Source organism: Kocuria sp. CPCC 205261, from assembly GCF_040981025.1.
GTDB lineage: Bacteria > Actinomycetota > Actinomycetes > Actinomycetales > Micrococcaceae > Kocuria > Kocuria marina.
This window is the reverse complement of sequence record NZ_JAVKPU010000011.1, coordinates 22,625-47,488: the sequence shown is the minus strand read 5'-3', so window position 1 is coordinate 47,488 and position 24,864 is coordinate 22,625. Positions and strand designations below refer to the sequence as shown.

The following is a 24,864-nucleotide window of genomic DNA, read 5'->3' as shown; positions in this document are numbered from 1 at the left end:
TGCGGCGTCCACCCGTCCCGCCCAGGTGAACCAGCCGCCCGGGACACCCGCCCGGACGCTGCGCCTCAACGCCTTCCTCTACGGGGCCGGCCACCACCAGGCCGCGTGGCGCGCGCCGGGCTCCCCGGTGCACCGCCTCACGGACATCGCCTACTACGAGGAGCTCGCGCGGACTGCCGAACGCGGTCTGTTCGACGCGGTGTTCTTCGCGGACGGGCACAGCGTGGGTGACGTCTCCGGCGGGCCCCGCTGGAGCCTGGAACCCCTGACAGCGCTGTCCGCGATGGCGCGGGCCACCGAGCGCGTCGGCCTGGTTGCACGGTGTCCACCACGTTCTTCACCCCGTTCCACGCGGCCAGGATGCTCGCGTCCTTGGACCACATCTCGGGCGGGCGAGCGGGGTGGAACGTGGTGACCTCCATGTGGGATGCGGAAGCCCGCAACCACGGCTACCGGGCCATGCCGCCCAAGGACGAGCGCTACGAACGCGCCCGCGAGTTCGTGGAGGTGGCCCGCGCCCTGTGGGCCAGCTGGGACGAGGACGCCGTCACCGCGGACCCCGAGGGCCAGTGGGCGGACCCCTCCAAGCTGCACCGCCTGGACCACGAGGGCCGCCACTTCCTGGTGGACGGACCCCTCACGGTCCCGCGCTCCCCGCAGGGGGAACCGGTCCTCTTCCAAGCGGGTGCCTCCGGGCCCGGCAAGGCACTCGCGGCCGACTTTGCAGAGGGGATCTACGCCGTGGCCTACGATCTGCCCGCCGCGCAGGAGTACTACGCGGCGGTGAAGGCCGAAGTGGCCCGCGCCGGGCGTGATCCCGGTTCCGTGATCGTGATGCCCGGTCTGGTCACGTACGTGGGCCGCACGCACGAAGAGGCCCTCGAGAAGCAGGCCCGCGTGGACCGTTTGCTCCCTGTGGAGCAGTCGCTCGCACAGCTCTCCACGTTCGTGGAGCAGGACTGCGCGCAGTGGGACCTAGATGCGCCCGTGCCCACGCTGCCGCCCCTGGAGGAGTTCACCGGTCCGCAGGGCCGCTACAGCACCATCCTGCGGATCATCGAGGCCGAGCGCCCCACGGTCCGCCAGTTGCTCGGCCGCCTCGCCGCCGGCGGGGGTCACTGCACGATGGTGGGCACCCCGGAGTCCATCGCGGATCGCATGCAGGAATGGTTCGACAACGCCGGCGCGGACGGCTTCAACCTCATGCCGCCCGTCCAGCCGGACTCCCTGGACGACTTCGTGGACCTCGTGGTCCCCGAACTCCAGCGCCGCGGCCTGTTCCGCACCGCGTACACCGCCACCACGCTGAGGGGTCACCTCACGCGGGGTTGAGGCCCCGCTGCGCAACCCCGCCACAGGACGACGACGCCGCCCCGCACGGTGGGCGGGGCGGCATCGTCGGTGGCGTCAGCGGCGTCGTCGCCGATCGGAAAGGTCCGGTCAGAGGAACGGGCGCAGCGGTACCAGGATCGTCTCGGCGACCCGTGCCATGGGGTGGCGATCGCGCCATTGGGGCGAGGACAGCTCCTCACAGTGCTCGCTGTCGGCGAGGAAGACCTTCTCCATCTCGGCCGCGAAATCCGGGTCCACGATCTCCACGTTGGTCTCGTAGTTGAACGAGAGGGAGAGCCGGTCGATGTTGGCGGTGCCCACGGTGGACCACTCGCCGTCGATCGTGGCGGTCTTGGCGTGGATCATGCAGGCGGCGTACAGCAAGATGGTGACCCCACCCTCCAACAACTGGCCGTAGAACCCGCGGGACACCCAGTCCGCCAGGATGTGGTTGGAGTCCTTGGGGACCATGATCCGCACATCCACCCCGCGAACGGCCGCGTCCAGGAGGCAGTCCAGGATCTGCTGGTCGGGGATGAAGTAGGGCGTGTTCACCCAGATGTGGTGCTGCGCCCTGTTGATCGCGTTCATGTACATCTCGCGGATGGGGTACACGAGCTGGATGGGCAGGTTCGCGGAGACCCGCACCTCCGGGTCCCAATTCTTGGGCGCCACCCAGTCGATGGCGTGTTCCGGGTCCCGGTCCTCGTTCCACACGCTCGCGATGGAGCTGCGTAACCCCCATACCGCAGGCCCGATCTCCCGGATATGCGTGTCCCGCCACTGCCGGGAATAGAGAGAACCGAAGTTGTAGCCCCCCACGAAACCGATGTTGTCGTCCACCACCAGGATCTTGGAATGGCTGAAGCCCGAGAACCGCAGGGGCCCCTTCCAGAACGGGCGGCGCACCACCGGCATCCGGTACACATGAACCCGGTCCGAGAAGTCGTAAAAGGAGGACGGGATCACGAGGTTCGCGAACCCGTCGTAGATGATGAACACCTCCACGCCCCGATCCGCAGCCCGGTTGAACGCGTCCAGGAAGCGCTGACCCGTCTCGTCGTTCTTCCAGATGAACGTCTCCATGTGAATGGAGTGCTGGGCGTTGTCGATGGCATCGAGCATGTCCTCGTACACCGACTCACCCGACGTGTAGATGGTGATGTCCGAGTCCTGCACGTGCGCATTGAACGTCCCGGGGTGCGGGGCGTCACGCTGCTGACGCCCGTGACGCTTCCACCAGTCGAGCCCGGCGAGCGAGGCGATCACCACGGCCTGCGCCCCCAGCAGGGCACCAGCACCCGCACCGGCCGCTTTCAGGAGGATACGGCGTTCTCTGATCTCGGCTAGCGCCCGCCTTGCGTCCATGACCTCACACTACTGCGGCGTCACATGGCGCGTCCCGGATCATGACCGGACCAGCCCTGGGAATTCACACCGCCCGTCCCGCGGCCAGGGGCACTGAGGTGTTACGCGGCGGGAATCCGCCGAATGGCAATCCACCCCGTCCCATAAGCCCTCGTGGAAGGACGACCTCGTGGGCGACGCCGCCACACAGAACCCGGGCGCCGCCGCATCCGTGGCCCCGGACGTCACCACGAGCGAGGCCAGCCAGGCCGCGAACGAGGCGCAGGACCAGGCCGGCGAAGCCGTGGAGTCCACTGCCCCGCAGGCCTGCGACAACACCTTCGGAACCGATCCGCTCGGTCCCTCGTACGAGAACCCGGTCCGTCGTCCGCCCGCGGTTTCCCAGCGTGGGCCGCGGCTCGCTACGGTGGACCCCATGAGAATCGCCACGTGGAACGTGAACTCCATCCGCGCCCGCGCCGACCGCATCGAGGCGTGGCTCGACCGCTCGGACGTGGATGTCCTGGCCATCCAGGAGACCAAGGCCAAGGACGAGAACTTCCCATGGGAGCTGTTCGAGTTCGCGGGCTACGAAGTGGCGCATTTCGGCGTGAATCAGTGGAACGGCGTCGCCATCGCGTCCCGCGTGGGGCTCAAGGACGTGGAGCGCACGTTCCCCGGTCAGCCCACGTTCGGCAAACCCGGCCAGGAACCCGCCCAGGAGGCGCGCGCGATCGCCGCCACGTGCGACGGCGTGCGGATCTGGTCCCTCTACGTGCCCAACGGTCGCGGCCTGGAGGACCCCCACATGCCGTACAAGCTCGAGTGGCTGCGCGTCCTGGAGGGCCACGCCGAACAGTGGCTGCAGGAGGACCCGCAGGCCCAGATCGCACTTGTGGGTGACTGGAACGTGGCCCCGCGTGACGAGGACGTGTGGGACATCCAGCTCTTCCGCGACGGCGGGTACACCCATGTGAGCGAACCCGAGCGCGCGGCCTTCAACGCGTTCATCGAGGACGCCGGGTTCCAGGACGTGGTCCGCGAGCGCCACCCCGGGCCGGGCGTGTACACGTACTGGGACTACACGCAGCTGCGCTTCCCCAAGAAGGAAGGCATGCGCATCGACTTCCAGCTGTGCTCCCCCGCGCTCGCGGCCCGTGTACAGGACGCGTGGATCGATCGCGAGGAGCGCAAGGGCAAGGGCGCGTCCGACCACGCCCCGGTCGTCATCGAGATCGACTGAGCCATGCCCCTGATCAACGTGGGCAGCGCCTACCGCAGCATCACGGGCCCGCCCATGCGCTTCGCGCTGCGGATCTACGTGCCCCAGCAGGATCTCGACGCCGCCTACGCACCCGGCATCCCCCGCGCCCTGGACCCCTTTACCGCGGGCGTGCACGAACTTTCGGAGCAACTGGCCCGACTGTCCGACACCTCCCAGCCGTTGCTCCCGCCCGCACGCGAGCCGCTGTGGACCATGCCGTTCTCCACCGCACCCGCCGGTTCACGGCGCCTGCCCGGACCCACCGGCGACTTCCCGGTCTTCCACCCCACGCAACGGCTGCGTCGATCCCTTCGCCTGTTCACGGCCGCGGAGAACGACGACAGCGCCCAGTTGCTGCCGCTACTCGTTCCGGAGAAGCAGGTCAGCGACGCTGCGAAGGCCACGTCCCGCGAGACGTTCGACCCCGTGTACACCCGTGAGTCCGCGTACGTGGTCCCGCTCGCGTGGTTCGCGGCCTTCGCCCCAGAGGACCACGTGACCTCCTACCACTCCGGGCACGAGGTGCACCGACTCATCGCCCCCGCGGACACCGCCGCGCGCCGGGTGATCCAGGCCGCCCAGACCGTGGAGGACGCCGCTCAGCAAGCCTCGGGGGGCGCTGACGAGCACGACCTCCCGGACGAGGCGCGCCAGGCTGCGGCGTTCGCGCAGGACCTCACCCGCCTGGGGCGGTGGCTGGGCGCGTTCAGCGCTGCCTCCGTGGTGAGCCTGGACTACGGGTCCATCGCGGATCGGCTCCAACCGGACGAGAGCCCCCGGGACATGGCGGACGCCGTGGAACTGCTGCGCGAAGGGGATCTGGCGGCGGCCACCGCGGCGCTGCGCCGGATCTTCATGCGCTGGGCACCGCTGGCCCACTTGCAGCAGGCGAACTGAGGCGCGGAGGGGCGGCGGGCCGTCGTCCGACGCATCCGCGCCAACCCATCCCTGCGCTTTTACTCAGCTAAAGCAGCTCAGCGTCCGAAAATCTGCTTTAGCTGAGTAAAAGCGGGGGGACGTTCGGCGATGGTGGCGCGGTGGCTGCGAGGCCCCGTGGGAGATGGGTAGCCTGGATCCCGTGACTTCCGACCCCTCAACGCACTCCGACCACCGCACCACGGCTCCCTCCGCCCGGTCCGACCAGACCGCCTCGGTCTCCACTGCCAGCGCCAGCGACACCAGTGCCCGTACCGCGACCGGCACCGAATGGTGGCGCGACGCCGTCATCTACCAGGTGTATCCCCGCTCCTTCAAGGACTCCAACGGGGACGGCATGGGGGACCTGGGCGGGGTCACCCAGAAGCTGCCATACCTCAAGCACCTGGGCGTGGACGCGGTGTGGCTCTCCCCGTTCTACCTCTCCCCGCAGCACGACGCCGGGTACGACGTCGCGGACTACCGCACCGTGGATCCGCGCTTCGGTTCGCTCGAGGACTTCGACCGGATGCGGGAGGAAGCGCACCGGTTGGGCCTGAAGATCATCGTGGACCTGGTACCCAATCACACGTCCGAGGACCACGAGTGGTTCCGGGCCGCCCTGACCTCCGAGCCGGGCTCCCCGGAGCGGGACCGCTACATGTTCCGCGAGGGCAGGGGCGAGAACGGCGAGGAGCCGCCCAACAATTGGAAGTCCTTGTTCGGGGGCCGGGCGTGGACCCGGGTGCCGGACGGGCAGTGGTATCTGCACCTGTTCGATTCTTCCCAACCAGACCTCAACTGGGAGAACCCGGAGGTGTGGGAGGAGTTCCGGGCGATCCTGCGGTTCTGGCTGGACCGCGGGGCGGACGGTTTCCGGGTGGACGTGGCCCACGGCATGATCAAGGCCCCGGGCCTGCCGGACTGGGACGAGCAGGTCCACATGGTCGAGGGCACGGATGCCCAGGGCGCCCAGGACGAGCCCGACGGCCCCAGCAAGACCATGGACACCGGCCCCTACTTCGACCAGGACGGGGTGCACGAGATCTACCGGGACTGGCACACGGTGCTTCAGGAGTACCCCGGCGATCGCATGCTCGTGGTGGAGGCATGGGTGGGCCCCGCCGAGCGCCTGGCTCGCTATGTGCGCCCGGATGAGGCGCAGCAGGCCTTCAACTTCGACTTCCTGGTGGCCGGGTGGCATCGCGACCGCATGCGGGACACCATCGAGATCTCCCTGCGCGCCAATGCGGCCGTGGGCGCGCCGTCCACGTGGGTGCTCTCCAATCACGACACGGTCCGCCACGCCTCGCGCTACGGGTTGAGCTCCCGCACGGCCTACCCCAACGGGATCGGCGCGCAGGACGAGCAACCGCACGCCGGTCAGGGGCTGCGCCGGGCGCGCGCCGCCGCCCTCGTGGAGCTCTCCCTCCCGGGTTCCGCGTACATCTACCAGGGCGACGAGCTCGGTCTGCCGGAGCACACCGAGTTGCCGGATGCCGCGCGGCAGGACCCTACCTTCCATCGCACCGCGGGTTCGGAGCTGGGGCGCGACGGCGCTCGCGTCCCCCTGCCGTGGGCTCCCGTGGGTGACGGGCTGGGTTTCGGTCCGGATCCGTGGTTGCCGCAGCCCGAGTCCTTCGCTGGGATCACGGTGGACCACCAACTGGGTGACCCGCAGTCCACGCTCAACCTGTACCGCCGGGCTCTGGAACTCCGGCACGACCTGGAACTGGGCACGGCCGAGTTCGCGTGGCATCCCCTGAGCGAGGGTGACCAGGATGTCCTCGCCTACACCATGTCGTGCGGGACCGGCGAGACCGTGCTGGTGGCCGCGAACCTCGGGGAGAGCGAGATCGGTTTCGACGAGCTCTCCCGCGGTGAGCTGCTTCTGGCGAGTGGCCAGAACGCCGTGGTCAACGACCGGTTGAGCGTGGACAGCGCGGTCTGGCTGCGCCTGACGTGATCCCCGCGCCGAGGCTGACCCCCGTCTAAAGGGCGAAGCCCGGGGCGAAGGGCAAAACGGATCTCGGAACGGACCTCGGGATCAGTGGCGCGGTGTGCTCGCGCAATTAGCCCGCAACCACGACTCGGCCGGCTCCAACGCCCGGTGGATCCGCACGGCCTCCGAGGGCTGGAGGGTGGCGCCGGCGTCGTCGAGGATGTCCCGGACGTCCTCGAACGCCGGACGCACCTCGGCGGGGAGCTTCCCACGGAGCCGGCTGACGGACTCAAGGGCCTGTTCCAGGGTGTCCTCGTTCGCGTCCTCGTCCTCGCTGCGATCGGTGAGGGGCAGCAGCTCCAGCCCGCTGTAGACCTCGGCCACGTCGAAGCACGTCTGGGTGTCCGCGGGGCTCGCGGACGGCGCGCGGGACGCGGCGCTCGCGGACGGCGTGATGGGTGAGAGTTCGATCGTGGTGGTCTGGCCCTGCCGCGCGTCACACGCCGTGAGGAGCACGATGAGACCGGCCCCCGCCAGCAGTGCGCGCACTTGGTGATTCACAGCTGATCCTTCCGATCCGGCGTCGGGTCCCGCTGCGACGACGACGCCTCTTACGGCCGTCCGCGCCGTCGGAACCCGCTGCGCTCGCTGGCCCAGGGCTGCCGGACCGACGCAGCGGAACCGCGCAGTCCTTCCGCAGCGTCCGCGAACGGCCCTCTCCACGCTAGGGTCCCAACCTCGGCGCACCCTGGAGGTCGGGTGCACGCCACCACCACGCCACCAACCCGCAGCAGTGCTGGTCGAAGATACCGCCCGGCCCATGCCGAGCTACTTCGAGGGACCCGCCCGGCGAACGTCGGGCCGCTCCGAGAAGCGGGAAGACATGAAGAAACCCCCGCGTGTAGAAGCCACGCGGGGGTTCAGTGGCTCCGACCGGCGTCGATCCGGTGACCTTACGATTTTCAGTCGTACGCTCTACCAACTGAGCTACAGAGCCAGGCACGTTCCCGGAGGCAACATCCGGTGATATGCCGCAACGGCGCGAAAAGTTTCCTTTTCATCGCCGCCTGAGCGACCCTGACGGGACTTGAACCCGCGACCTCCGCCGTGACAGGGCGGCGCGCTAACCAACTGCGCTACAGGGCCTTGATTGTTTCCAACGAGTGAATATCCTACCAGGACGAACGACTCACTGTGCAAATCGCTCACCCCGCGGTACCTCGCACGGGAAAACGTACCCCCAACGGGATTCGAACCCGTGCCGCCGCCGTGAAAGGGCGGTGTCCTAGGCCGCTAGACGATGGGGGCCAGAACGCCGTCCGAGCATCACCAGCGGCAATATCGGACGATGGACCGTGAGTAGCTTAGAGGCAAACGGCTCGGTTGCACAAACCCGCGCGGTGTCCCGCCGGGCCCGCGCACGCCGCGGAACGGCGGGGATGGCACCCCGGGGGGCGGCACCCCGATGGGGCACATCGCGTTCGACACCAGGCGTCGGCACCGAGCAGCGGCGCCGCCTCGATTCAGATCGCGACGTCCGGTCTGTCCGAGAGTCGCGGGTCCCGGATGCACGGCACAATCATGGCCGGCCCGGCACTGTTGTGCAGCACCCCCTGGGACGTGGAGCCCAACAGCATGCCCGCGAATCCGCCGCGACCGCGGGTCCCCGTGACCACCAGTTGGTTCTGGGCCGAACGTTCCACAAGGACGTGGATGGGGGATCCGTCCACGAGCTCGCCGGTGATGTCCAGGTTCGGGAAGTGCCCGCGCAGCCACCGCACGCCGGCGTCGATCGCGGCCTGGATCTCCCCGCGCAGGTTGTCGAAGTCCACGGGCGAGGGCAGCCACGCGGAGGATCCGGAGTCCGACGGCGCGGCGCACACCACGGTCAGCGGCACCCCGAGCTGTTCGGCCTCCTCCGCGGCCCACAGCATCGCGGAACTCGCCTGTTGGGAACCATCCGAGCCCACGGTCACACCGTCCACGAACGCCTGACGGCGGCTCACGTTCTCGTGCAGTTGGTACTCCCTGCCCCACTGAAGGGGGATGATGCCCACGGGGCAGTGCGCGTGGGCGGGCACCGCGGTGGACACCGAACCCAGCAGGCGGCCGATCAACCCGCCCCGACCGCGGGAACCCAGGACCAGCAACTGGGCGTCCTCGCTCAGTTCGAGCAACACACCGGAGGGGTCCCCGGCCTGGACGGTGGACCGGACGTCCACGTCCAACTCGGCCACGCGGCGTCGTGCCTCGCCCACGAGGTCCTCCACGGCGCGGTTCATGGCGGCGTCGTCGAACGCGGCGTAGCCGACGTCGAAGGTGGAGCCCCCGATCATCGGCACCGAGTAGGCGGTCACGACGTGCAGCGGCGCCCCGCGGCGGTGGGCCTCCCGGGCGGCCCAGTGCAGGGCGGCCAAGCTCTGCTCGGAGCCGTCCACGCCCACCACGATCTCGGCAGTACGTGTGTCCATGATGATCCTCCTGCGCCCTCGGTTCCTGGCCCCAGCCTAGTCACGCGGGGAGCGGATCGGGCGGGGTCGGTGACATGATGGTGTGGTTCGGAACCGACGCCCCGCTCGCGCGCCACGGCACGCACGGGGACGGGGGGACACTTGACGGATCGATCCCGGGGGCCGCACGGCCTGCGGCACCGGCCCGTCCAGCACAGGGGTCCACGAGACCCCGGAACGGAGACGAACCGTGAGCACACGCGGATCAGCACACCCGCCCGCCATGACGGCGCAGGTGAAGAGCGCCGCATGGCATTCCTGGGGTGGCAATCTCCGGAGCAGACCCGGCGCCACCGTGCGCCCCGAGGACTCGGACCAGGTGCTGCGTGTGCTCGAGGAAGCCGCGACCGCGGGGCTGAGCGTTCGGCCCTCCGGTTCCGGCCACAGTTGGTCCCCGCTGGTGCCCACGGACGGGGTCCGCCTGGACACCTCCCTGCTCACAGGACTCGCGAGCGTGGACGAGGACCGCCAGCAGGTCACGGTCTTCGCGGGCACCACGGTGCACCAGCTCAACCTGATCCTGGAGGAGCACGGACTGGCCCTGGCCAACCTGTCGGACTGCGCCCACATGACCGTGGCGGGCGCGATCGCCACGGGGACCCACGGCACGGGGCTCGGACAGCCCTCCCTGGGGGACCAGGTGATCGGGATCAGCCTCGCCACGCCCTCCGGGGACGTGATCAAGTGCTCCGAGACCCACCGCCCAGATCTGCTGCGCGCCGCTCGCGTGCACCTGGGCGTGCTGGGCGTGGTCCTCACGGTCACGCTGCGCTGCGTGAGCGCGTTCCGCCTGCACTGCGCCGAGTTCCGCGAACCCGTCGCGGGTCTCGTGGACTCACTGCAGGAACGGATGTCCGGCGCGGACCACTTCGAGTTCTCGTGGATGCCCGGCACGTCCGTGGCCCACACGCGCGTCATGAGCCGTCTGCACCGGCTCTCCACGACCTACACGCGCCCCGCCTCCCCGATCTCCCGCGCACTGCGCCGCACGGACGATGCCGTTCTGCGCACCTCACTGTCCGCAGGACTGGGGCGCGTGGGCACCATGATGCCCCGCACCGTGGGCGGGTTGAACAAGATCGGGTCCATGGCCGTGAGTTCCCGGCGCTACACGGACATCTCCTACCGAGCCTTCACCGCCTCACGACCGGTGCACTACGTGGCCAGCGAGTACGCCCTGCCCCTCGAGGCCACCGTCCCCGCGTTCCGGGAGCTGAAGGCACTCGTGGATCGCGATGGGTACAAACTCACCTTCCCCGTGATCGTGCGCTGCTCCCCGCCGGAGCAGGGCTACCTCTCTCCCGCGGCCGGTCGGTACACGGGGTGGATCAACCTGCGCCAGTACGGCAAACGCCCCCACAAGACGTTCTTCCGCGCGGCGGAGGAGATCTTCGTGGCCCACGGCGGGCGCCCCCACTGGGCCACCCTGCACACCCGTACCGCCGCGGACCTCACGCCGAGCTATCCCCACTGGGACGAGTTCCTCGCGCTGCGTGCAGAGCTCGACCCGGACGGTGTGCTGCTGGGTGAACACACCCGGGAGGTGCTGGGGGTCTGAGCCCTCGGGCCGCCCCACTCGCGCGGTGCCGGGGGTCCAGGTCCGGCCGGCGCGGCGTCGTGAACCCGACCCGTGCGGCATGGCGACGGCGGCACCGGCCCGTGCGACGTCGTCGACCCGGCCCCGGGAACGGCAGCGGCCCGCACCCGGTGTCATGAACCCGGGTGCGGGCCGCTGGAGCGCGGGCGCGTGACTACTTGGCGACACCCTCGCGCGAGACCGAGATCATCTCGTCCCGCTCCACGACCTTGACGCGCTCGCGGGGGTTGCCCTCGGCGTCGTGGGAGGACTGGCCCAAGCTCTGTTCGTACTCGTCCAGCACGAGCCAGCCGTCCCACGTGGTGTACTGAACGCCCTTGTCCTCGAGCAGTTCCACCACGGCCTCGGGCTGCGGGTGATCCGGATCCGCGAGGGACGCGCGGTCCTCCATGATGTGGTTCACGGTCTCGAGGGCGTCGGACTTGGTGGCCCCGATCAGGCCCACGGGGCCGCGCTTGATCCAGCCCGTGGCGTACACGCCGGGAACCGGGGAACCGTCCGCCTCGATCACGCGGCCCTCCTCGTTGAGGATCACCCCGCGTTCGGGATCGAACGGCAGCTCGGGCAGGGGCGAGCCCAGGTACCCGATCGCGTGGTAGACGGCCTGCACGGGGAACTCGGTGTACTCGCCCGTGCCGGTCACGGAGGCGTCCCCGTTGAGCCGGGTGCGTTCCATGCGGATCGCGCGGACCTTGCCGTTCTCGTCCCCGAGGATCTCGTCCGGGGTCTGCAGGAAGTGCAGGTGCAGGCGACGGGACGCCGTCTTGGGGGAATCGTCCTCGCGCCACTTCTGCAGCGTCTTCATCATGACCTTGATCTGGTTGTTCTCGGTCATGGCCTTCTCGGAGGCCTCGTCGAACTGGAAGTCGTCGTCGTAGACCACGATGTCCACGTCACGGGACTTCGCGAGTTCACGTAGCTCGAGCGGCGTGAACTTGATCTGGGCGGGACCGCGGCGGCCGAAGATGTGTACGTCCGTGACGGGGGACTTGCGCAGCCCCTGGTACACGTTGCCCGGGATCTCGGTCACGAGCATGTCCTCGGCGTGCTTGGACAGCACGCGAGCCACGTCCAGGGCCACGTTGCCGTTGCCGATCACCGCGATCTCCTTGGCCTCGAGCGGCCACGTGCGCGGGTAGTCGGGGTGGCCGTCGTACCACGCCACGAAACGGGCGGCGCCGTAGGAGCCGTCCAGGTCCGCGCCGGGGATCTGCAGCGGCGCGTCGTTGACCGCACCCGTGGCGAAGATCACGGCGTCGTAGTGGGTCAGGAACTCCCCGAGGGTGATGTCCTTGCCGTACTCCACGTTGCCGAAGAACCGGATGTCACCGCGGTCCAGGATGGAACGCAGCGCCGTGATGATGCCCTTGATCCGGGGGTGGTCCGGGGCCACGCCGTAGCGGATGAGCCCGAACGGGGTGGGGTAACGGTCGAACAGATCCACGCTGACCTCGAGCTCACCCTCACGGACCGCCTCGGTCTTGGTGAGCATGTCCGCGGCGTAGATGCCGGCCGGGCCTGCGCCGATCACGGCCACGCGCAGCGGACGTTGGGTGTTGGAAGTTGCCACGGAATTCCTTTCGACGCGCACGCGTGTCTCACGTGCTTGCGGGGACTGCCTCCACGGTAGTGACATCAACTCATTAGTGCCTAAACACGGGCGGACGAACGAGCATCTGCGGAGGGTGCGAGCGGCGTCGACGTAGTATTTCTACACAAACACCCCCGCCGTTGTCGGTGCTCCCTGCCCAGCCGTCCGTGAGGATCCCCATGTCGTCAAGCACTCCGCCAGCCACCCGGACCGAACCGCGAGGCGGACTGGACCGCTACTTCTCGATCACCCGTCGCGGCTCCACCGTGGGCCGTGAGATCCGCGGTGGCGTGGCCACGTTCATCGCCATGAGCTACATCGTGGTGCTCAATCCTCTCGTGCTGGGCTACGGCGAGGACGGCGCGGGCAACATCCTGGGCGGTGAACGTGTCGCCGCGATGACCGCACTCGTGGCCGGCGTGCTGACCATCCTCATGGGGCTGTGGGCCAAGTCCCCGTTCGGCATGGCCACGGGTCTGGGCGTCAACGCGTTCCTGGCCGTGACGATCGCCACGAACCCGGGGCTCACATGGCCCGAGGTCATGGGTCTGGTCATCTGGGCCGGTGTGATCATGGTGATCCTGGTGCTCACCGGGTTCCGCACCGCCGTGTTCAACGCCGTGCCGGACTCCCTCAAGACCGCGATCGTGGTGGGGATCGGGCTGTTCATCGCACTGCTCGGTTTCGTCAACGCCGGCTTCGTGCGGCGGATCCCGGACGCCGCCCACACCACGGTTCCCGTGCAACTGGGCAACGGCGGTCAGCTGTTCGGCTGGCCCACGCTCACGTTCGTGGTGGGGTTGTTGCTGACCGTGGCGTTCGTGGTGCGCAACGTCAAGGGCGGGATCCTGATCTCCGTGGTGCTCACTACCATCCTGGCGCACGTGTTGGAAGCGGTCTCCCCCGCGGGGTCCGCGACCGAGAACCCTCACGGCTGGTCGCTGGTGGTACCCGCCAACCCCGAGGGTCTGTTCGCCCTACCGGACCTGTCCCTGATCGGTGCGGCCGCGCCCATCGACGCGTTCCGTCAGCTCGGGGTCATCGCGTGCGCCCTGTTGATCTTCACGATCCTGCTCTCCATCTTCTTCGATGCGATGGGCACCATGGTGGGCCTGTCCCAACAAGCGGGTCTCGTGGACGCGAACGGACGGATCGAACGCGTGGACCGCGTGCTGCTCGTCGACGCGCTGGGCGCGGTGGCCGGCGGTACCGGTTCCGTGTCCTCGAACCAGATCTTCGTGGAGTCCTCCACGGGTATCGCCGAGGGCGCCCGCACCGGTCTTGCCAACGTGGTCACCGGCGTGCTGTTCCTCGCGGCCATGTTCCTCACCCCGCTCGTGAACGTGGTGCCCTTCGAGGCCGTGGCCCCGGCCATGGTGGTCGTGGGCTTCCTGATGGCCCGCAACGTGGTGCACATCGACTGGAGCGACTGGGGTGTCTCCGTCCCCGCGTTCCTGGCCTTCGCCGTCATGCCGTTCACCTACTCGATCGCCAACGGCATCGGCGCGGGCTTCGTCTCCTACGTCTTCATCCGCCTGGTGCAGGGCCGCGCCAAGGACGTCCACCCACTCATGTACGTGGTGGCGCTCGCCTTCGTGCTGTTCTTCGGCATCGGCGTCGTAGAGGGTTGGACCCGCTGACACCGCCCTTCTCCTGACGACGACGCCACTCGCGCCATTCCGCGCTCAGCCCCCGCGGGTGCCGTGACGGGTCACGCCTCGGAACCGTTGCCGGGTGGGGGCATCGGGACCGGATCCGCGGGCTTGTCGTGCCACGGCTGGGCATCCCCCGCGAACTCCCGGCACCACGCGGTGTCCTTGTACTGCGCGGGCAGGGAACCGCCCAGTAGCTCCTTGGCGAGCGCGGCGGCGTCGGCGGAACCGGCCGCGGGCAGGGCGGCGCGGGAGGCCGCGAGCACCACGTTGCCGTAGCGGCGGCCCTTGAGCATCGCGGGATCCGCGACGGCGGCCACGTGCTCGAAGACCTCGAGCAACGCGGCGATCTCCGCGCGTGTGCCCTTGAGGTTGCGAGTGTCCCCCACGTTCAGCACGTAGATCCCGTCCGGGGAGAGCACCCGGTCCACCTGCCGGGTGAACTCCACCGTGCGCAGGTGTCCCGGGGTCTGCTCCCCCGCGAAGACGTCCCGCAGCACGACGTCGCGCGAGTCCTCCGTGAGTGTCTCCGTGACCTCCCGGGCCTCGCCCGCGCGGATCCGCAGCAGCGGTGCGCGGGGCAGATCGAGCCATTCGCGCACGAGGCGCGTGAGAGCGGCGTCGAACTCCACGACCACCTGGCGTGCCTGCGGATAGCGCCACGCGAGGTAGCGGGCCATGGAACACGCGCCGCCGCCCAGGTGCAGGACCCGCAGCGAGGTGGGATTCAGGTGCGTGTTCACATGCTCCTCGACCACGGTGGAGAACCAGCGCATGTACTCGAACTCGAGCTGGTCCGGGCGGTCCGGGACGATGTGCGAGGACGGCACCCCGTTCACGCGCAGCAACCACGCCCCCGGGACGTAAGGATCCCGCTGCAATTCCACGGTCCCGGTGTCCGTGGTCCAGGTGCGCTCCACGAGCCCCGGAGCATCCGACGACGACGCCGCGCCACCCGCTTCCGTGCCCTTCTTCCGGTTCTTCCTGCTCACCTGTGTGACGTCACCCGCGTGCTCGCCCGCTCGTGCTCACCCGCGCGGTCGCCGCTGGACACGCACAGGGTGGGGAGGCTGCTAGTTGTCACCGGTCGTGATCCCGCGCCGCTCCTGGGACCTACCGAGCTCGTGGGTGTGCAGGGCGGACTCGAGGCGCTCCACCTTGCCCGCGAGCTCACCGGTGTGCCCCGGGCGGATGTCCGCCTTGAGCACGAGGGACACACGCGGGCCGTAATCGGCCACCGCAGCCGTGGCTTCCTTGACCACGGCCATGCACTCGTCCCACTCACCCTCGATGGTGGTGAACATGGAATCTGTGCGGTTGGGCAGCCCGGACTCGCGCACCACGTGCACCGCCGCGGCCACCGCGTCGTGGACGGAGGCGTCCGGGTTGTCCCCGCCGCTGGGGGAAACTGAGAAGGCAACCAACATGGATCCAGTCTCGCACCGGTGTCGGGCGAGCGCGACCCCCGCCACAATGTGTTCCCTCGGCGTCGGCCCCGAGGCCCGCACACCGCCTGTTCATGCGATTTTCGTACGAAACCTGCCCGGTGGGACGACTCGTGGTCGGAGGCGGGTTCCCTAGACTGGGACGTATAGCCGGTCGACCGTGAGGGAGCACGTTCCATGACGCAGGGCATCTACATTTCCGCCATGACACCGCGGAGCGGCAAGACGCTGGTGGCACTGGGCCTCGCGGACACCATGTTCAAGCGCACGGACGCCCTGGGTTTCTTCCGTCCGGTCTTCGACGGCGCGGCACCGGAAGACGACTCCGTCCTGCAGCTCATGAAGCGCACCTTCGACCTCCCGGACTCTCGGTGCCGGGGCGCGGTGTCTCTGGAGCGCTGCCGCGAGATCCTCGCCTCCGGTGAGCACGACGACCTCGACTCCGCCGCCATGGCCGTGTACTCCGAGATGGCGCTGGAGTGCGATGTGATCGTCGTGGACGGCACCGACCTGCTGGCCCACAACGCGGTCACCGCTGAGTTCGACCTCAACGCCCGCCTGGCCAACAACATGGGCTGCTCCGTGGCCGCGGTGATCGGAGCCCACGAGTCCGGACGTGTGAAGGACGTGCTCAACGCGATCGACGTGACCCGTACCGAGCTGCGCCAGGCCGGGTGCGACATCTACGCCGTGATCGTCAACCGAGCGGACCCGGAGCAGGCGGAGCAGATCCGCCGGGAGGCCAAGCCCGGCAACCACAACCTCCCCGCGTACGTGATCCCGGAGATCCCCGCGATCTCGAACCCCACCGTCGCCGAGCTCGTGGACGCCCAGGGCTACGGCACGGACTTCAACTCCGCGTCCCTGGACCGCGACATCAAGGCCGTGAAGGTGGCCGCGATGACCGCCGGGAACTTCCTGGACCAGATCGCGGACGGGGACCTGGTGATCACCCCCGGGGACCGGACGGACGTGGTCTCGGCGACCCTGGCGTCGTCGTTGGCGCCCACGCTGCCGGTGCCCGCCGGGATGCTGCTGACCGGAGGCTTCCGGCCCGCCGGCGCGGTGGGCTCGCTGCTGGGCGCGGCTCCATTCCCCGTGCTGACCACCGAGCAGGACACCTTCACCACCGCGCAGGCCGTGGCCGGCACGCGCGGCACCCTGGCCGGCGCGCACTCCCGCAAGATCGCCGCCGCGCGCGGCGCGTGGGCGGAGCACGTGGACAGCGACGAGCTCTCGGGGCGGCTCACCCTGCCGCGGCCCGTGCGGCGCACCCCCCTGCGGTTCCTGCACGAGCTCGTGGAGTCCGCACGGGCGGACCGCAAGCGGATCGTGCTGCCCGAGGGAGACGACCCCCGCATCCTGCGCGCCGCGGAGCTCATCCACCGGCGCAACTTCTGCGACCTCACCGTGCTGGGCGATCCCGAGAGCGTCCGGGCGCTCGCACAGTCGGAGGGCATCGAGCTCGACTTCGACGCCGACGGCCTGGACCTCGTGGACTTCCAGCACGACGCCGCACTGCGTGAGAAATACGCCGACGAGTACGTGAAACTGCGCTCCCACAAGGGTGTGAGCAAGGAACAGGCCCTCGAACGGATGACCGACGGTTCCTACTTCGGGACCATGATGGTGCAGATGGGGGACGTGGACGGCATGGTCTCCGGAGCGGCCCACACGACCGCCAACACCATCCGCCCCGCCCTGGAATTTGTGAAGACCCGCGAGGGCGTACACATCGTCTCCTCCGTGTTCTTCATGTTGCTCGCGGACCGCGTGCTGGTCTACGGCGACTGCGCCGTGAACCCCAACCCGGACGAGCAGGCCCTCGCGGACATCGCCCTCGCCTCCGCCCAGACCGCCCGGGAGTTCGGAGTGGAGCCGCGGGTGGCCATGCTCTCCTATTCCACCGGCGGGTCCGGTTCCGGGGAGGACGTGGAGCGCGTACGCGCCGCGACCGACCTGGTGCGCGAGGCCCACCCCGATTTCGAGGTCGAGGGGCCCATCCAGTACGACGCCGCCGTGGATGCCTCGATCGCCAAGTCCAAGCTGCCGGGCTCGCACGTCGCGGGGCAGGCCACCGTGTTCGTGTTCCCGGACCTGAACACCGGCAACAACACCTACAAGGCCGTGCAGCAGTCCGCGGGCGCGGTGGCCGTGGGCCCCGTGCTGCAGGGGCTGCGCAAGCCCGTGAACGACCTCTCCCGCGGCTGCACCGTGGACGACATCGTCAACACGGTGGCCATCACCGCGATCCAAGCACAAACGCTGTGACGACACGGCGGCCCCGCGCGCGGGGCCGCCGTGCCCGCGTTGGTGACGCAGCGGCGTCGTCAACCCCGAACTCCGCCACTGGCAACCGCGGCCCGCGCGCCGCCGAAGGGAAACCACCATGCTCGTACTGGTCGTCAACTGCGGCTCGTCCTCCATCAAGTACCAGGTGCGGGAGGTCGAACCGGCGGACGGGGAACCGCAGGCCTACACTTCCTCCATGCCCGCGATCGACGAGAACGTCCCCCTCGCCACGGCCACGGCGGGAATGGCCGGCGGCGAGGTGATCACCAAGGGGCTGATCGAGAACATCGGCACGTCGGAGATCCAGGACCACACCCAGGCCCTGGAAATCCTCGCCCAGCGTCTGGACGAAGAGCTCGGCGGGCGCACCATCGACGCCGCGGGCCACCGCGTGGTGCACGGCGGCGAGCGCTTCTCCGCCCCCGTGCTGGTGAACAACGAGATCATCCGGGCGATCGAGCGACTGGCCCCGCTGGCACCGCTGCACAACCCCGCGCATGCCCTGGGACTGCGGGCCATCCAGAAGACCTATCCGGGGATGCCCCAGGTGTGCGTGTTCGACACCGCCTTCCACCGCACGATGCCCGAGAAGGCCTGGCGCTACGCCGTCCCCGAGCAGTGGTACGAGCTACACGGGATGCGCCGCTACGGTTTCCACGGCACCTCGCACGACTACGTGACCGGCAAGGCTTGCGAGTTCCTGGGCATCCCGCGGGAACAGTTCAACACCGTGGTGGCCCACCTGGGCAACGGCGCCTCGGCCACCGCCATCCGCGAGGGCCGCTCCTACGACACCTCCATGGGCTACACCCCCCTGGCCGGACTGGTCATGGGCACCCGTAGCGGGGACCTGGACCCCTCCGTGGTCACCGCCATGCTGGAGCGCAACCCCGGGATGAGCGCCCAGGACATGAACCGAATCCTCAACAACGAGTCGGGTCTGCAGGGCGTCTGCGGGGACTCGGACATGCGGGCCGTGGCGCAGCGGGCCGGCTCCGGGGACCGGCGGGCGCAGCTCGCACTGGACATGGCCGCCTACCGCCTGGCGAAGTACATCGGCGGCTACCACGTGGCAGTCGGTGGAGCCCACGCGCTGATCTTCACCGCGGGCATCGGCGAGAACTCCCCCAAGTTCCGCGCCATGGTGTGCGACCAGTTGGGCGCGCTCGGGATCACCCTGGACCCCACGCTCAACGAAGCCCCCCGGGGGGACGTGGCCCGCATCAGTGCGGAGACCTCCGCAATCGAGGTCCTCGTGGTGACCACGGACGAGGAGCGGGCCATTGCGGAGGCCACGGCCGGGCTGGTGTGGGAGCGGGTCAAGAAGTAGCACCTCACGCACCAGCACCCCCACGCCCCCCGCAATCGCGTGCTTTAACGGAGCAGGTGCCGTCTGCTGCTCGGTAGACGGCACCTGCTGAGCTTTTGCAGCGCGCGGGGCGGCGCCGACGGGCGGATCAGCCCTGCTTGGTCACCGGCTCCTGCGCGGACCACGGGAAGACAATCCACTCGTCCGTGGACTTCCAGGAGAAGTCCGGACGGACCTCCGAGCGGGGCTTCTCGTAGACCACGGCGGAGCGGCACTCGGCGCCATAGCCGCGCAGCAGCTCCAGCACAAGGGAAAGGGTGCGTCCGGAGTCCACGACGTCGTCCACGACCAGGACCTTCTTGTCGCTGATGGAGTCCGTGTCCAGCATGGGGGCGAGCAGCACCGGGTCCGGAAGGGTCTCGTGGACGTCCGTGTAGAACTCGACGTTCACGGCGTCAGAGAGCTTCACGCCCATGGCGTAGGACAGCGCCCCGGCGGGCAGCAGACCACCGCGCGCCACCGCGATGATGATGTCCGGGACGAATTCCGAGTCCACGATCTGCTGGGCGAGTTCCCGGGTGGCGGTCCCGAACCCCTCCCAGGTCAGGATTTCCTTGTTGTCCAGTTCGGTGGAGTCCGCGTGAAAGGCCATTCCCGTAGGGTAGTCGGTTTTGCGCGGCGGGCACTGCACGCGCCGCGCCCGCCTACACTTTCCGTGTCCCCTCACGACTGCCCCGATCGAGGATCCTCATGCCCAGCAGCGCATCACCCGCCCTTTCCCACGAGCGGGGGTCCCGCCCCGAGGACGAACGGCTGGGCGCCGGGCGCACCGTGGCGTACGCCGTGCAGCACATCCTCACCATGTACGGCGGTCTGATCGCCGTGCCGCTCGTGGTGGCCAGTGCCGCCGGGTACGACGCCGCCACCACCGCCCTGCTCGTGGCCGCCGCCCTGTTCGTGGGCGGGTTCGCCACGTTCCTGCAGGCGTGGGGGCTGCCGCGGATCGGTTCCCAGCTGCCGCTCGTGCAGGGGGTCTCCTTCACCGGGATCGCCACGATGCTGTCCGTGCTGGCCACGGGGGGCGGCATCCAGTCGGTGATGGGCTCCATCATGGTGGCCTCCGCCTTCGGGTTCCTGGTGGCCCCCTTCTTTGCCCGCGTGCTGCGCTTCTTTCCGCCCGTGGTCACGGGGTCCATCATCACGACCATTGGCATCACCCTGGTGCCCGTGGCGGCGTCGTGGTCCATGGGCGGGGACGAGAAGGCACCCGGCTACGGCTCGCTGGGCAACATCGCCCTGGCGGGGGTCACGCTGCTTGCCGTGCTGCTGCTGTCCAAGTTCGGCGGAGCGGTGCTGTCACGGCTGGCCATCCTGGTGGCGATCGTGGTGGGCACCGTGGTGGCGTGGGCCACCGGCATGGCGGACTTTTCGCACGTGGGGCAGGGGCCGTGGGTTGCGCTGCCCTCCCCGTTCCACTTCGGTGCACCCACGTTCCATATGGCGGCGATCGTGGCCATGGGCATTGTGATCCTGGTGAACATGGCGGAGACCACCGCTGACATCCTGGCCCTGTCCGAGATCACGGGCTCGCGCATCAACTCGGCACGCATCGCGGACGGGCTGCGCGCGGACATGCTGTCCTCCGCCGTGGCGCCGGTGTTCAACTCCTTCACGCAGACGGCGTTCGTGCAGAACGTGGGCCTGGTGGCGATCACCAAGGTCAAGAGCCGCTACGTGGTGGCCCTGGGTGGCGTGTTCATGGTGCTGCTGGGCATGCTGCCCGTGCTCGGCCAGGTCATCGCCGCCATCCCCCTGCCGGTGATGGGCGGTGCGGGCTTCGTGCTCTTCGGCACCGTGATGTCCTCGGGCATCCGCACGCTGGCCCGCGTGGACTACCGCGGCGGCATGAACCTGATCATCGTGGCCGTCTCCCTGTCCTTCGGCATGGTCCCGATCGTGGTCCCCACCTTCTACGACGCGTTCCCCGACTGGGTGGGCATCATCTTCTCTTCCGGTATCTCGTCCGCCGCCGTGGCCGCGCTGCTCCTGAACTTCTTCTTCAACGAGATGGGCCGCAGCCGGCGCACCACCGAGGCCATGGGCATGAACACCGTGGGGCTGCGGGTGCTCTCCCCGCGCGAGGCCGGCGCGCTGCAGGACGGCGACCAGTTCGTGGACGGCCGCCTGCTGGACGCCCAGGGGCAGGAGATTCCGTTCGCGTCCTCCCAGGAGCAATACGAGTCGGTGCGCGAACGCATCAACGCGGGCGAGCTGACTTCGCTGGAGGACATTCGCCGCGCGGTGGATAACTAACCCCGGACGACGTCGCTCCCCACCTGCGCGTCTCTCCTCCCTTTCTCCTCCGCGAGTCTCGGCCTGTGCACCGCCGGTGCTCCACCGCCGCGGATTTCTGCCCCTCCTCTGCTCCGAGGGAGCAGCCGTACGAGGGGACGCACACCGCTGCCGGGGTCACGCGCTGCCCCTCATCGGCGCACCCGGTGGTAGGCCGCCACCACGTCCTGTGCACGGGGCAGCGCCAGATGTCCCGGGTGGCCCCTGTGGCGGGCCAGGGCGTCCAGTCCGTCCCGCACCACCCGCTCCAGGGCCGCGTCCACCAGCTCGGTCAGAAGAGTGCGGCCGTCGGCCGTGCGCTCGACCTCCTCCAGAAGCCGCGCAATCGCTTCCGTCTGCGAAGGGTCCACGAGCTGGCTCAGAGCGGAGAGGTCCACGTCCTCGCGGCCCCACTGGATGGTGTCGAGACCGCGAGCGCGAGCGGGTTTGTCCCTGCCGCCCTGCTGGGTGGCGCCATGGCGCGGACCGGACCGGGAGGCATCGTGCCCCGCGGCACCGGGTCCGGACGGGGTGGTACCGCGTTCGGCCGGGACCGTGCCGGACGCTTCCGAGGCGCCGCCAGGAACGTGCGGGCGGATCTCCCCGAAGGATGTCGCAGGACGCATGTCCTCGGGGCGTGGGAAGTCCCGCACCACCTGCCGGGCGCGCTCGGTGACATCCACGGCGCGGTAGGCGTCCATGGCCACCACCAGGTCCGCGACGTCCAGGAACGCCCCGGAGCCACCCGTGACCAGGATCGAAGACACCCCACGCTCCGCGTAGAGGGCCCCCGCGCGGTCCACGAACGGTGTGATGGGCTCGCGTTCGCCCGGAACCATGGCCCGCATCCGCTCGTCCCGCACCATGAGGTTGGTGGCGCACGTGTCCTCGTCCAGCAGGAGCACCGCCGCCTGCGCCTCGACGGCCTCCACAGTGGCGGCCGCCTGGGACGTGGAGCCGGAGGCGTTGGACGTGCTGAAGTCGCGGGTGTCCGCGCCGGTGGGCAGGTTGTTGATGAACGGCGAGACGTCCGTGTTGCTCACGGCCCGGCCGTCCTCCGCGCGCACGGACATGGCGCTCGGCAGGGTGACCACGCGTTCGCGGCCGTCGCCAGGCACGTGGCTATAGACCCCGCGCTCCAGGGCCTGCAGCAGCGTGGACTTGCCGTGGTAGCCGCCACCCACGACCACCGTGACGCCCTCGGGGATCCCCATGCCGCTCACGGTCGACCCGTCTTCGAGCTCGAGCTCCACGCGCAGCTCCGGAGGCGTCTCGAACGGGACGGCGCCCCGGGCCAGCGGTTCGTCCCGGTGCCCGGAGGCGCGCGGCAGCACGGCGCTGTCCGCGACGAACGCCACGAGTCCACGCTGCGGCAGCTGCTCCCGCAGGTGCTGGGCGTCCAGGTGGGAGGTCACGTGGGCCTGCAGGGCGCGGGCGTCCAGGTTCTCGTACCGCAGCGCGCGCTCGACGACGCCCGGCAGCACCTCGGTGAGCAGCCGGTGCGCGGCATGGCCCTTGATGCGGCGGCCCGCGGCGGGCAGGGCGATCTCGCAGCGCACCTCCACGTGCGCATCCGCGGCCGCGGGGTGCGGCACCAGGACGGACGAGCGCTCGAGGATCTCCTGGCCAGTGCTCTGGATGGAGATCCCGCCCGAGTCCTTGCCACCGCGCGGGCCCAGCTCACGGGCGGCACGGGAGAACTGCCGGGTGAGGAAGTCCCCGGCCGCCACGCGTCGGTCCTTCGAGGCGATCAGCCCACTCGGGATCCCCGTGCTGCGCAGGGGCAGCCGCACGCGCGCGAGGGACGGCGGGGCGTACGGGTCCGACTGCACGCGGTCCAGGACGAGCTCCACCTCCCCGAGCCGCCACAAACCCTTGAGCTGCTTGTACGCGCTGTAACTGCTGCCATCCAGGCGGCGGAGGGTCTGCGAGAGGTCCGTGCGAGGTGTGCTCATGGGTCCATCGCACCACATGTGCGGGGGCCGGGGCACGCGGCAGGGCCGCCTCCCCGTGTGGTTCCCCACAAGCAACGGGCCGGGGGGACCAGGCCCAAGCGAGCGCTGCGCGCCCCGGGCCCGTTCACATCTCAGGCTCTGCGTGCCTGCACCCGCCCGAGCACCAGCGCCGCCACAAAGCACAGCACGTATGCCCCGGCGACGGCGGCCCATCCGGCGGTGAACGCTTCCGTGAGGTCCACGAGCTGGCCCACCACCACGGGCCCCAGCGCGAAGCCCAGGTACATCCCGGTGGCCACCAGTCCGGACGCCACACCGATCCGTTCCCCGGACACGGCGGCGACGATTCCCGAGTTGATCACCACGTTCGCGGCCAGCGGCAGCGCGGCGTGGAAGGCGACGCCCAGCCACATGAGCCAGTGCTGCTGCGTCGTCTCCGCGAGCACGAGCAGCCCGAGCCCCACGATCCCGCCCAGGCTCATGACCTGGATCAGCGGTGCGGGTCTGCCGAGCCTGCCGGTCACCCGGCCCCACCCGATCCGGCTTCCGATCCCGATCACCCCCATCGTGCCCAGCAGCAACCCGGCCACCGTGACGGTGTACCCCATGGCCCGCACCGCGAACAGGGGCGCGTACACATTCACGCCCTGCGTGCCCACCGCGTTGAGGAAGGACGTCAGCGTCAGCAGCCACACCGCGGGCGGCAGCGCCCCCGACGACGCCGCGGCGGAGGGCGCGACGGGAGAGGGAGCGGGCGGCGTCGTCGGGGTGTTCTCTCGGGCGCGGCGCTGCAGCCGGGTGACCACGGTCCACCCCGTGACGAGCAGGGGAACGCACAGCAGCGCGCCGAACAGTGCGGCACCCCGCCACCCGAACGCCGCGCCCGCCACCGGGAACGTGAGGCCCGCGACCAGCAGACCCACCTGCACCCCGGACTGCTTCCACCCCATCCACGCGGAGCGCTGGGCCAGCGGCACGCGCTGCGCGACGATGCGGTTGGTCACCGGGTTGGAGAAGGACTGCGCAAGACCCGCAATCAGGGCCGCGACCATCAGCATGGCGTAGGACTGCCACGTGGCGCTGAGCAGGAACGCCACCAGCACACCCCCGAAGATCAGGGTGAGCTGCACGCGGGTGTCAATGCGGTCCGCGAGCACTCCCAGCAGCGGCGCCGCGAGACCCGCTACCACGAACACCGCCGTGATGATGAACCCATACTGCCCCTCGGTGATCCCATAGCTCTCCACGATGGTGGCGCTCAGCGCACCCACCCCGTAGTTGAACACCGGCCCGGCTGCCATCGCGGCCATGAGCACCGCCAGCAGGATTCCGGGGGCCGTGCGCGTCGGCGCGGATGGGGTGCGGGTCACAGTCGATCACCC

17 protein-coding genes, 3 tRNA genes and 1 pseudogene are annotated in these 24,864 nt (G+C 69.6%); 9 read left to right on the top strand and 12 right to left on the bottom strand.

What is annotated here, in order from left to right; all coding sequences use genetic code 11:
- The first annotated feature begins 25 nt into the window (after positions 1–25).
- Positions 26–1,332 (top strand): annotated as a pseudogene (locus tag RF646_RS11025) (LLM class flavin-dependent oxidoreductase).
- A 108-nt stretch (positions 1,333–1,440) separates the two neighbouring features.
- On the opposite strand, the gene RF646_RS11020 reads toward RF646_RS11025, so the two are convergent.
- A complete protein-coding gene (locus RF646_RS11020) occupies positions 1,441–2,700 on the bottom strand; it encodes a phosphatidylserine/phosphatidylglycerophosphate/cardiolipin synthase family protein (protein WP_368835981.1) in 1,260 nt (419 codons plus the stop codon).
- Between the two features lie 415 nt (positions 2,701–3,115).
- Between RF646_RS11020 and RF646_RS11015 the strand changes: the two genes are divergently transcribed.
- The 3 genes from RF646_RS11015 to RF646_RS11005 all read left to right on the top strand — a co-directional run bounded on the left by RF646_RS11015 (position 3,116) and on the right by RF646_RS11005 (position 6,824).
- The gene (locus tag RF646_RS11015; protein WP_064846570.1) at positions 3,116–3,922 is read left to right on the top strand and encodes an exodeoxyribonuclease III; all 807 of its coding nucleotides are present in this window, start codon (positions 3,116–3,118) and stop codon (positions 3,920–3,922) included.
- 3 nt (positions 3,923–3,925) lie between these two features.
- The gene (locus RF646_RS11010; RefSeq protein WP_064846459.1) at positions 3,926–4,840 is read left to right on the top strand and encodes a hypothetical protein; all 915 of its coding nucleotides are present in this window, start codon (positions 3,926–3,928) and stop codon (positions 4,838–4,840) included.
- Positions 4,841–5,177: 337 nt separating this feature from the next.
- Positions 5,178–6,824 carry a glycoside hydrolase family 13 protein gene (locus tag RF646_RS11005; protein ID WP_240919150.1) on the top strand — a complete coding sequence of 549 codons (1,647 nt, stop codon included), beginning with the start codon at positions 5,178–5,180 and terminating at the stop codon, positions 6,822–6,824.
- Positions 6,825–6,905: 81 nt separating this feature from the next.
- Here RF646_RS11005 and RF646_RS11000 read toward each other — a convergent pair whose 3' ends face one another.
- The 5 genes from RF646_RS11000 to RF646_RS10980 all read right to left on the bottom strand — a co-directional run bounded on the left by RF646_RS11000 (position 6,906) and on the right by RF646_RS10980 (position 9,271).
- Positions 6,906–7,361: a hypothetical protein gene (locus RF646_RS11000; protein WP_368835980.1), complete on the bottom strand. Its 456-nt coding sequence runs from the start codon at positions 7,359–7,361 to the stop codon at positions 6,906–6,908.
- 363 nt (positions 7,362–7,724) lie between these two features.
- A tRNA-Phe gene (locus RF646_RS10995) sits at positions 7,725–7,797 on the bottom strand.
- A 75-nt stretch (positions 7,798–7,872) separates the two neighbouring features.
- Positions 7,873–7,946, bottom strand: a tRNA-Asp gene (locus RF646_RS10990).
- 89 nt (positions 7,947–8,035) lie between these two features.
- Positions 8,036–8,108, bottom strand: a tRNA-Glu gene (locus tag RF646_RS10985).
- A 215-nt stretch (positions 8,109–8,323) separates the two neighbouring features.
- Positions 8,324–9,271, bottom strand: a complete 948-nt coding sequence (locus RF646_RS10980) for a universal stress protein (protein WP_368835979.1) — start codon at positions 9,269–9,271, stop codon at positions 8,324–8,326.
- A gap of 262 nt (positions 9,272–9,533) precedes the next feature.
- Between RF646_RS10980 and RF646_RS10975 the strand changes: the two genes are divergently transcribed.
- Positions 9,534–10,868, top strand: a complete 1,335-nt coding sequence (locus tag RF646_RS10975; protein WP_368835978.1) for a D-arabinono-1,4-lactone oxidase — start codon at positions 9,534–9,536, stop codon at positions 10,866–10,868.
- A 193-nt stretch (positions 10,869–11,061) separates the two neighbouring features.
- Here the strand turns inward: RF646_RS10975 and RF646_RS10970 are convergent, their stop codons facing one another.
- Positions 11,062–12,477 carry an FAD-dependent oxidoreductase gene (locus RF646_RS10970; protein WP_131332145.1) on the bottom strand — a complete coding sequence of 472 codons (1,416 nt, stop codon included), beginning with the start codon at positions 12,475–12,477 and terminating at the stop codon, positions 11,062–11,064.
- 200 nt (positions 12,478–12,677) lie between these two features.
- Here RF646_RS10970 and RF646_RS10965 point away from each other — a divergent pair, with 200 nt between their 5' ends.
- The gene (locus RF646_RS10965) at positions 12,678–14,138 is read left to right on the top strand and encodes an NCS2 family permease (RefSeq protein ID WP_186317157.1); all 1,461 of its coding nucleotides are present in this window, start codon (positions 12,678–12,680) and stop codon (positions 14,136–14,138) included.
- Positions 14,139–14,209: 71 nt separating this feature from the next.
- Here the strand turns inward: RF646_RS10965 and RF646_RS10960 are convergent, their stop codons facing one another.
- Complete coding sequence (locus tag RF646_RS10960) at positions 14,210–15,142, bottom strand: spermidine synthase (RefSeq protein WP_131332143.1); 933 nt, start codon at positions 15,140–15,142, stop codon at positions 14,210–14,212.
- Between the two features lie 81 nt (positions 15,143–15,223).
- The gene (locus RF646_RS10955; RefSeq protein ID WP_085106771.1) at positions 15,224–15,577 is read right to left on the bottom strand and encodes a thiamine-binding protein; all 354 of its coding nucleotides are present in this window, start codon (positions 15,575–15,577) and stop codon (positions 15,224–15,226) included.
- A gap of 195 nt (positions 15,578–15,772) precedes the next feature.
- Here RF646_RS10955 and pta point away from each other — a divergent pair, with 195 nt between their 5' ends.
- On the top strand, positions 15,773–17,866 hold the full coding sequence (pta, locus tag RF646_RS10950) for a phosphate acetyltransferase (protein ID WP_368835977.1): 2,094 nt from the start codon (positions 15,773–15,775) through the stop codon (positions 17,864–17,866).
- 118 nt (positions 17,867–17,984) lie between these two features.
- On the top strand, positions 17,985–19,217 hold the full coding sequence (locus tag RF646_RS10945) for an acetate/propionate family kinase (RefSeq protein WP_368835976.1): 1,233 nt from the start codon (positions 17,985–17,987) through the stop codon (positions 19,215–19,217).
- A 127-nt stretch (positions 19,218–19,344) separates the two neighbouring features.
- Here RF646_RS10945 and RF646_RS10940 read toward each other — a convergent pair whose 3' ends face one another.
- Positions 19,345–19,848 carry a phosphoribosyltransferase gene (locus tag RF646_RS10940; RefSeq protein WP_064846448.1) on the bottom strand — a complete coding sequence of 168 codons (504 nt, stop codon included), beginning with the start codon at positions 19,846–19,848 and terminating at the stop codon, positions 19,345–19,347.
- A gap of 98 nt (positions 19,849–19,946) precedes the next feature.
- Between RF646_RS10940 and RF646_RS10935 the strand changes: the two genes are divergently transcribed.
- Positions 19,947–21,509 (top strand): nucleobase:cation symporter-2 family protein, encoded by a 1,563-nt coding sequence (locus RF646_RS10935; protein ID WP_064846447.1) that lies wholly within the window; start codon positions 19,947–19,949, stop codon positions 21,507–21,509.
- A 170-nt stretch (positions 21,510–21,679) separates the two neighbouring features.
- Here RF646_RS10935 and RF646_RS10930 read toward each other — a convergent pair whose 3' ends face one another.
- Both RF646_RS10930 and RF646_RS10925 read right to left on the bottom strand, forming a co-directional pair.
- Entirely contained in the window at positions 21,680–23,482 is a 1,803-nt protein-coding gene (locus tag RF646_RS10930) for a P-loop domain-containing protein (RefSeq protein WP_368835975.1), read from the bottom strand.
- Between the two features lie 131 nt (positions 23,483–23,613).
- Positions 23,614–24,852 (bottom strand): MFS transporter, encoded by a 1,239-nt coding sequence (locus RF646_RS10925; RefSeq protein WP_368835974.1) that lies wholly within the window; start codon positions 24,850–24,852, stop codon positions 23,614–23,616.
- Positions 24,853–24,864 lie beyond the last annotated feature (12 nt).

Excerpts from the sequence above, each read along its gene's own strand:
- RF646_RS11020 (WP_368835981.1), bottom strand. The coding sequence starts at position 2,700 with ATGGACGCAAGGCGGGCGCTAGCCGAGATCAGAGAACGCCGTATCCTC.
- RF646_RS11015 (WP_064846570.1), top strand. The coding sequence starts at position 3,116 with ATGAGAATCGCCACGTGGAACGTGAACTCCATCCGCGCCCGCGCCGAC.
- RF646_RS11010 (WP_064846459.1), top strand. The coding sequence starts at position 3,926 with ATGCCCCTGATCAACGTGGGCAGCGCCTACCGCAGCATCACGGGCCCG.
- RF646_RS10980 (WP_368835979.1), bottom strand. The coding sequence starts at position 9,271 with ATGGACACACGTACTGCCGAGATCGTGGTGGGCGTGGACGGCTCCGAG.
- RF646_RS10975 (WP_368835978.1), top strand. The coding sequence starts at position 9,534 with ATGACGGCGCAGGTGAAGAGCGCCGCATGGCATTCCTGGGGTGGCAAT.
- RF646_RS10965 (WP_186317157.1), top strand. The coding sequence starts at position 12,678 with ATGTCGTCAAGCACTCCGCCAGCCACCCGGACCGAACCGCGAGGCGGA.
- RF646_RS10955 (WP_085106771.1), bottom strand. The coding sequence starts at position 15,577 with ATGTTGGTTGCCTTCTCAGTTTCCCCCAGCGGCGGGGACAACCCGGAC.
- pta (WP_368835977.1), top strand. The coding sequence starts at position 15,773 with ATGACGCAGGGCATCTACATTTCCGCCATGACACCGCGGAGCGGCAAG.
- RF646_RS10945 (WP_368835976.1), top strand. The coding sequence starts at position 17,985 with ATGCTCGTACTGGTCGTCAACTGCGGCTCGTCCTCCATCAAGTACCAG.
- RF646_RS10940 (WP_064846448.1), bottom strand. The coding sequence starts at position 19,848 with ATGGCCTTTCACGCGGACTCCACCGAACTGGACAACAAGGAAATCCTG.
- RF646_RS10935 (WP_064846447.1), top strand. The coding sequence starts at position 19,947 with ATGCCCAGCAGCGCATCACCCGCCCTTTCCCACGAGCGGGGGTCCCGC.
- RF646_RS10930 (WP_368835975.1), bottom strand. The coding sequence starts at position 23,482 with ATGAGCACACCTCGCACGGACCTCTCGCAGACCCTCCGCCGCCTGGAT.